The 6513-nt window shown below is 75.5% G+C and carries 5 protein-coding genes; all 5 read right to left on the bottom strand.

Annotation, left to right across the window (positions count from 1 at the left end):
• Nucleotides 1-113 precede the first annotated feature (113 nt).
• Nucleotides 114-995 carry a GNAT family N-acetyltransferase gene (locus AC07FV_RS11540; protein ID WP_479086479.1) on the bottom strand — a complete coding sequence of 294 codons (882 nt, stop codon included), beginning with the start codon at nucleotides 993-995 and terminating at the stop codon, nucleotides 114-116.
• Nucleotides 996-1153: 158 nt separating this feature from the next.
• Nucleotides 1154-2434: an MFS transporter gene (locus AC07FV_RS11535; protein ID WP_479086477.1), complete on the bottom strand. Its 1281-nt coding sequence runs from the start codon at nucleotides 2432-2434 to the stop codon at nucleotides 1154-1156.
• A complete protein-coding gene (locus tag AC07FV_RS11530; RefSeq protein WP_479086475.1) occupies nucleotides 2431-4224 on the bottom strand; it encodes an ABC transporter permease subunit in 1794 nt (597 codons plus the stop codon). The genes AC07FV_RS11535 and AC07FV_RS11530 overlap by 4 nt, the downstream gene beginning before the upstream one ends.
• A 3-nt stretch (nucleotides 4225-4227) precedes the next feature.
• Nucleotides 4228-5730 (bottom strand): ABC transporter substrate-binding protein, encoded by a 1503-nt coding sequence (locus AC07FV_RS11525; protein WP_479086473.1) that lies wholly within the window; start codon nucleotides 5728-5730, stop codon nucleotides 4228-4230.
• Nucleotides 5731-5834: 104 nt separating this feature from the next.
• A complete protein-coding gene (locus tag AC07FV_RS11520; protein ID WP_479086471.1) occupies nucleotides 5835-6371 on the bottom strand; it encodes a GNAT family N-acetyltransferase in 537 nt (178 codons plus the stop codon).
• Between the last annotated feature and the right edge of the window lie 142 nt (nucleotides 6372-6513).

Below are 6513 nucleotides of genomic sequence, written 5' to 3'. Positions count from 1 at the left end.
GCGGGAGGTTTTTGCCGCTCTGGTTGTTTTTGTGTGTTGTGCGGACGAGGTGGTGGATACCTGGGATCTCCCTTCTCCCCCCCCCCCCCCCCCCCCCCCCCGCGCCGTCCCCGCTACAGGTCCAGCCGGTACCGGAGTTCCGTGTGCGTGGGCACGTAGCCGAGGTCGTCGTTGACGCGCCTCATGTACGTGTTGCTCTCAGCGGTGTCGGTCAGGAGGCCGCCCAGCCCCGGGTGGTCGGCGCGGGCCCGTCGGATCGACTCGGCCTTCATCCACCGGGCCAGGCCGTGCCCGCGGTGCTCGGGGAGCACGGCGGTGCCGTAGTGCTGTCCGTCGCCCGTGCGGTCGCCGGGGACGACGAGTTCCGTGAACCCGGCGACCGAGCCGTCGCGGGTGTCGACGGCGACGACGGTGTGCAGCAGGTCGCCCCGGTCGTCGACGGCCTTCGCCACCGCCCGGACCCGGTCCACGTCCCACGCCCCGGCGACGTGGTCGGCATCCTCCATGGGCATGTCGTCCATGGCGCGCCGGGAGGCGGCGAACGTCCCGGCCAGGTCGTCGGGGACGGCTCCCTCCCAGGAGACCAGCCGGTACCCCGGGTGCGGGCGCTCGACGAGCCGGCCGAGGGCGGTGGCGTCCACGCCGGCCAGCGGCAGGCGGGCGTACCGCAGGGTGAGTACGGTGCGGAAGCCGCGCGCCGACAGGAAGCGGTCGCCGGGCGTCCCGGCCTCGGTCGCCGCGACGACGCCACTCCTGCCGTCGTCGCGGGCGGCGGCCACGGCGGTGTCGAGCAGCCGCGTGCCCACTCCCCCGCGCCGCTCCACGGGGTGGACGTGCAGGGAGAGTTCGGCGAGGTGGGTCTGTCCGGCGCCGGTGGGCAGGCGCAGGAAGGCCGAACCGACGGGGTGGGCGTCGGCGTCGGACGCCAGCCAGGCGAGGCGCCGGTGGTGCGGCCCGTCGGTGGGGTCGGTCAGCGGGGTGATGCGAAGCGACAAGGTGTCTCCGTCGTGAGGAGGTGCATCGGGTCCGTACGCGGGCTCGATCGCCGGGCAATCCTGCGCATGTGCTCCACACCTCCTCGGGGACGGTGCCGTCCGGGACACCGGCACGGCCGGGAGAAGGTAACCGGGCCGCCGCCCTGCGGGCAAGGGGATTACGGCTGTGCCGTGGCGGCGGAGGAGCCGGAGGACCGCCGGGGCAGCAACCCCGCCGCCGCCAGCGGTACGGCGGCCAGCACCAGCCACGGCACGGCGGCCGGCAGCCCGGTGTCCAGCAGCAGCCCGGTCGCGGAGCTGCCGGCCAGCACGACGATCCCGGAGACGGAGGACAGCGCCCCCGTGTACAGCCCGAGCCGTCCCTCCTCGGCGAGGTCCGGCACCCAGGCACGGGCGACGGGCGCGACCAGCATCTGCCCGAGGGTGAGCAGGACGACGAACCCGGCCGCGGGCAGCAGCCCGCCCGTTCCCGTCCACCCCGCGGGCCGCGCGCCCGCGACGACGGCGAAGCCGGCCGCGATCAGCACCAGTCCCGCCACCATCGACCGGCGCGGCGCGAGCCGCTTTCCCGCCCACCGCGTCACCGGCAACTGCGCGGTCACCACCAGCAGCGAGGACAGCGCGAACAGCCAGGCCAGCGGCGCCTGGGAACCCGCGGCGCGCTCCACCTCGGCGGGCAGGGCGAGGTAGAGCTGGTTGTAGGCGAGGAGGTAGGCGCCGTAGGCGCAGCACAGCGCGAGGAAACGCCGGTTGCGCAGCAGCAGTCGCGCGCCGCCCCTGACCGGGGCCCGGGTCCGCCCGGGGATGCGCTGCGGCAGCAGCCACGCGTGCCCGGCGAGGACGAGCACGAAGACACCGGCGCCTGCCAGGCACGCGGTGCGGAAGCCGACGGCGAGCAGCAGGGCCCCGAGCAGCGGCCCGACGAAGGCCCCGGCCTGCCCGGCGACGGTGAACAGGGCGAGCACCCGCGTCCGGTCCTCACCGCCGCGCTCCTCCCAGGCGACGGCCTGCCGGGCCACCTCGGACTCGACGGCCGGGGAGAAGAGGGCGGCGGCGAACCCGATCAGCAGGACGGCCCCGACCACGGCCCAGGTCCGCTCGGCGAACCCGAGCCAGCCGAACCCGGCGATCCGCAGCACACACCCGGCGAGGACGACCGGCCGGATGCCGTAGCGGTCGGCCAGCGCGCCGCCGACCACGAAGAGCCCCTGCTGGCTGAAGGTGCGCAGTCCCAGCACGAACCCGACCAGCCAGCCCGCCATGCCGATGCCCTGTCCCAGGTGCTCGGAGAGGAAGGGAAGGACGGCGAAGAAGCCGATGTTGAAGGCCAGTTGGGTGAGGATCAGCAGCCGGAGCAGCGGCGGGAGCGGGGCCGGGCGCCGGGTGCTCCGTGCGGTGCGTGCGGCCCGTGCGGTCCGGGGCGTGAACAGCGAGGTCATGGTGCGTCGACCGGCTTCTTCTGGGGCGCGGTGGCCTGTTCGGTGACGGTCGGGGTGGCGCGTACGGGTCGCCGCCGCGGCCCGCGGAGCCCGCCCGCGGCGCTGACGGCCAGGGCGCCGAGCAGGGCGAGGACGGCGGCGGGGGCGAGGACGGCCCAGGGTGCGCGTTCGGCGTAGGGCTGGTTCTCGGCGAGGAGCAGGCCCCATTCCGGGGAGGGCGGCTGGGCGCCCAGCCCGAGGAAGCCCAGCGAGGCGAGGGCGAGGGCGACACCGGGCAGCCGCAGGAGGGCGTGGCGGAGCACGGGGGGCAGCACGGCGGGCAGCAGTTCGCGGCGCAGCAGGTACCAGCGCCCGGCGCCGAGGCCCCGGGTGGCGGTGATGTGCAGGGTGGCGCGTTCCTGTCCCAGCAGCGCGGAGGTGTGCGCGGCGAGCGGCGCCCAGGCGACGGCGCCCACCGCGAGCGCGGGCGTGGCCCCTCCGCTGCCCGCGACGGCGGTGACGAGGAGGGCGACGAGGACGGGCGGCACGGCGTTGACGGTGTCGACGAGCGCCCCGGACACGCGGGGCACGAGCCCGAGGAGCACGCCCGCGACGAGGGCGGCGGCCGTGACGGCGGAGGCGAGGAGCAGGGTGTCGAGCGCCCCGTGGCCCACGCGGGCGAGCAGGTCGCGGCCGAGGGAGTCGGTGCCGAACGGATGGGCGAGGGAGGGCGCCCGCAACCGCTGCCCGGTGTCGAGGGCGAGCGGATCACGGGTGAGGCCGATTCCGACGACGGCGAGCAGCACGGCACCCTGGACGAGCGGCAGCACACGGCCGGCGGGCGGGACGGGCCGGTGCAGGGAGGAAAGCGCGCCGTCGCTCGGCGCGGGCCCGGTCAGCAGGCGGGCCGTGACGCGGGTGGCGCCGGTCGCGAGGGCCGCGAGGAGGACCAGGGCGAGGGTGCCGGCCTGGAGGACGGGCAGGTCCTGGGCGAGCGCGGCCTGGAGGGTGGTCCGGCCGAGACCGGGGATGTCGAAGACCTGCTCGACGGCGACGGCACCACCGGTCAGCCCCACGGCGAACAGCCCGAGGTTGGGCAGCAGCGCGGGCACACAGCGACGCAGCGCCTGCCGGGCGATACGCCGCCCGGTCAGTCCCCGGGCGGCGGCGGCCAGCGCCCAGGGCTCACCGAAGGCGCCGGGCAGCAGGTCGTCGAGCAGCCGCCCGATCACGGCCCCGGCGGGCAGTCCGAGGGCGAGTGCGGGCAGCAGGGTCCACTGGGGGCCGTACCAGCCCAGCGCGGGCAGCCACCCCAGCTGCACCCCGACGACGGTGGCGAGTACGGAGGCGACGAGGAACTCGGGCAGCGAGGCGACGACGGCCGAGCCGGTGCCGCCGCGCCGCCGCCCGCCGAGCCGGCGGCGGGCGCCCAGCCGGAGCGTGCGGGCGCAGACCAGTCCGGCGGTGAGGGCCGCGACGGCGAGGGCGACGGCCATGAGCAGCAGGGACGCGCCGAGTGCCTGGGCCACTCCGGGCAGCACGTCGGCGCCCGAGATCCACGACTGTCCGGCGTCCCCCCGCACCAGCCCGCCGAGCCACCGTCCGAGGACGTGGAACGGCCCGCCCTCGAGCCCGAGCTGCGCGCGGATGTCGGCGAGCACCTCGGGCGAGGGGTCACGCTCGGCGGACCGCGCCTTGAGCACGGTGTGGGCGGGATCGGTGTGCGTGAGCCACGGCAGCAGCCCGATGCCGCACACCAGGACCGCCGCCGGCACGACCCGCCACACCGCGGTGGCCACCCGCTGCCGCACGGCTCAGCGCCGGGTGCCGGTACCGACGAGGGTGCGCTCGTACGGGTCGAGGATCACGCCCTGCACGGAGTCGGCGACGCCGGTGATGATCCGCTGGTGCACGAGCGGCACGACGGCGTCGCTGCCGAGGATGCGGGCCTCCGCGGCCATCGCGGCGTCCTGCCGCTTCGCGGTGTCGGCGATCTTCTCGGCCCCGGCGACCGCCGAGTCGACGTCCTTGTCGCAGAGCTGGGCGATGTTGAAGCCGCCGTCGCAGGTGTAGTCGCCGGAGAGGACGGCTACGGGGTCACCGGTGTCGAGGAGGGTGTTGCGGGCGAGTACGAAGGCGTCGAACTTCCCGTCCAGCGCGTCGCCCTCCAGCCGCGAGTACTCGCGCACGGTGAGCTTCACCTTGAAGCCGGCCTTCTCCAGCTGCTGCTTGACCACCTGGGCGACCTCGGGCAGCTCGGGCCGGTTGTCGTAGGTGGCGAGGGTGACGGTCCTTCCGTCGGCCTTCCCGGCCGCCGCGCGGCCCACGGGCTGCGTCCGCTTCCCCTCGGCCCAGGTCACGGCGGGTCCGTAGATCCCGGCACCGGGGTCGGCGTAGCCCTCGTACACGTCCTCGGCGAACACGGAGGTGTCCACGGCGCCACGTGCGGCGGCCCGCAGCTTCGCGTCCGCGAAGGGTCCGGACGCCGCGTTGAGGAGCAGGCTGGTGGTCCGGGTGGTGGCGGTGTCGCGCCGCGTCTTCTCGTCGAGGGTCGCCGCCTGGGCCACCGGCACGGCCTCGGCGATGTCCAGCTCACCGGTGCGCAGGGCGTTGGCGCGGGCGGTGCCGTCGGCGATGAAGCGGGCGTCGATGCCGGAGGCCTGGGCGCGGCCGCCCCAGTAGTCGTCGAAGCGGTCGAGGGCCGCGGAGCCGGCGCCGTTGACCTTGGTCAGCTCGAAGGGGCCGGTGGCGGTGCCGACGGGGTCGACGTGCCCGCTCTTCCCGTAGGCCTTCGCGGAGAGGACGGCGAGGCTGGGGCTGGAGAGCCGCAACGGCAGTACGGGGTCGGGTTGGGCGGTGGTGATCCGGACCACCCGCTCGCCGCGGGCCTCGGCGCTGAGGGTGACGCCGGTGAGGGCGGCGGGCGCGGGCTCGGCGTCGGTGGCGTGGGTGAGGGAGTCGGCGACGGCGGCCGGGGTGACCTCGCTGCCGTCCTGGAAGGTGGCGTCGCGGAGCGTGAACTCCCAGGTCTTCTCCCCGTCCCTGCGCCAGGACTCGGCGAGGGCGGGGGCGGCGGAGCCGTTGGCGTCCAGCGCGGTGAGGCCCTCGGTGACGGCGAGCCGGCTGAGGAGGGTGGCGTCGGCGCCGTACGGGGAGAGGTTCTCGGCGGGCGGGAAGGCGAGGGCCACGCGCAGGCGGGAACCGTCGCCCTCGTCGCCGGAGCCGGAGTCGTCACCGCCGCCCGAGGCGAAGCAGCTCGATATGAGCGGCACGAGCAGGAACGGGGCGAGCAGCCGGGAGCGGCGGTGGGAACGCATGGTCCTCGGATCAATCGACGTCGAGCGGGTCAGGCGGGGTGACAGCAACGAACGGAGCCTACATGACAATCATTTCCATGACGGTGCGCGCCTCTCCCTCGACTTCATGCCATCGGCACGTCGAAGTGCACGATTCCCTGCCCGCCGCCGGCGTCCTCCCGCTCGTCGTGCACGACCTTGGCGAGCGACCGCCAGAAGGGCTCGGCACCGGGGACCGCCGGGTCGGTGTGCAGGTACACGGCCCGGTACCCGCCGTCCGCGGCGGCGAAGGCGAGCAGCTCGTCGACGAGCCGGCGCGCCAGCCCGCGCCGCCGGTGCTCGGGCCGCACGTACACGCGGCGCAGCTGCGCGGTCACGCCGGACGGGTAGCGCTCGGCGAGGTGCCGGGGGTTCGGGGGGTGCGCGGGCCCCCGGGAGTCGAGAGCACCGGTCGCGACGACCTCGCCGCCCGCGTCCACGGCGACGAGCAGGGTGTGCCGCCCGGGCGCCAGATAGGCCCCGGCCAGGTCGATGATGTCCCCGTGCCAACGGGGCACGTACCCGGTGCCGAAGTCCCGGTAGACGGTGTCGAGCATGACGGCCCGGGCGGCACCCAGGTCGTCCGGGGTCGCTGTCCTGAGGGTGTAGTCACTGGTGCGCACTTGCACATCGTACGCATTAACCGGAGCCGCTGATCAGACGCCCCCCGCGGGGACGCCGGTGCGCATGGCGTCGAGGGCGCGGGACGTATCGGGCGGCCGGAGGGGTGTCGGCGTCGTGGTCGCCGTCCGTGCCGCGAACGGC

The organism is Streptomyces sp. NPDC045956 (genome assembly GCF_056430705.1).
Note: the sequence above shows the minus strand (reverse complement) of the source record. Positions and strands in the feature narration are given on the sequence as shown.

Coding starts and splice junctions, on each gene's coding strand:
- AC07FV_RS11535 (WP_479086477.1), bottom strand. CDS start 2,434: ATGACCTCGCTGTTCACGCCCCGGACCGCACGGGCCGCACGCACCGCA.
- AC07FV_RS11525 (WP_479086473.1), bottom strand. CDS start 5,730: ATGCGTTCCCACCGCCGCTCCCGGCTGCTCGCCCCGTTCCTGCTCGTG.